At 60.1% G+C, this 982-nt stretch carries 1 protein-coding gene; it reads right to left on the minus strand.

What is annotated here, in order from left to right; all coding sequences use genetic code 11:
* Positions 1–4 precede the first annotated feature (4 nt).
* Positions 5–982, minus strand: a 978-nt coding sequence (locus V6766_RS25490) for an ISAs1 family transposase (RefSeq protein WP_448471032.1), incomplete at its 5' end; no start/stop codon positions are given.

Consider the following 982-nt stretch of genomic DNA (forward strand, 5'->3'; position numbering starts at 1 on the left):
AGGGCTATCGCATATGAGCGATCATTGAGATGAGGAAGGCATCGTCCCATCCGGCTTTTTTCATTTTGCGCCGGATGGACGCCTTGTCGGGGTGGTGTCGGATGATGTTGAGAGCGAGCTTGCGAAGGATCGAAAGGTTCTGGGGCCCATGATCCTTTCGGTTTCTGGCGGCGTCTTCGCAGAAGGCGACGTCGAGCACCCAGTGCAGTTGGTTCTCGATCGTCCAGTGCGCTCTGGCGATACCCAGAAAGGCGGCGGCGCTGACCGGCCTGGACAGCAGGAAATGGCGGATGTGACGCGTTTGCCGGCCATCGGGCTCCACCCGGATGCTTTCAAGCCGCGCGATCGCCTTGACGCCGGGAAAATCCATTCCTTCCGCCTTGACGACGACGGCGCGTCGGGTTTCGGTTCTGTCATGGGCCTTGCCATCGGCCTTTTCGGCTCTGTCGGGGTTGGTTTCCTCTTCAAGCAGAGCGATCGCCCGGTTGAGAAGACCCGGTTGGTTGCCCTTGAGTGCAAGCGCATAGTCGGCGCCGGTCTTGAGAATGGCAGAGGCCGTGTCGGCCCTGCAATGCAGCGCGTCAGCCGTGACGATGCAGCCATCCAGTGACAAGCATGAAAGAGCTTGCAGAACGCCTTTGACTTCACTGCGGCCCGGCGCGAGCTGCTGGCCGATGACCATGCGCTGGTCGGCTGCCCAGATGTTGACCAGATGCAGGGGCGAGGCCTTGTCGCCGCGTTTGTAGGCCCCGCGCACGGCCTTGCCGTCGATGGCGATGACACCGCTGATGGATTTTGCAAAAGCCTGCGCGAAGCGTGCAAAGACCGTTTCGAAAGCCTCGGGGTCGATATGTCTGAAAACATTCGAGAAAACGTCGTGACTGGGAATGCCGTAAGGCAGAGGCACGATCTCCTTCAAAAGCTTGTGCTTGGAGACGCCAAAGTCGGCCATGTCCTGACAGGTTTCGGCCCCGCACAGCAC

The sequence above is a fragment of the Martelella sp. AMO21009 genome, from assembly GCF_053484295.1.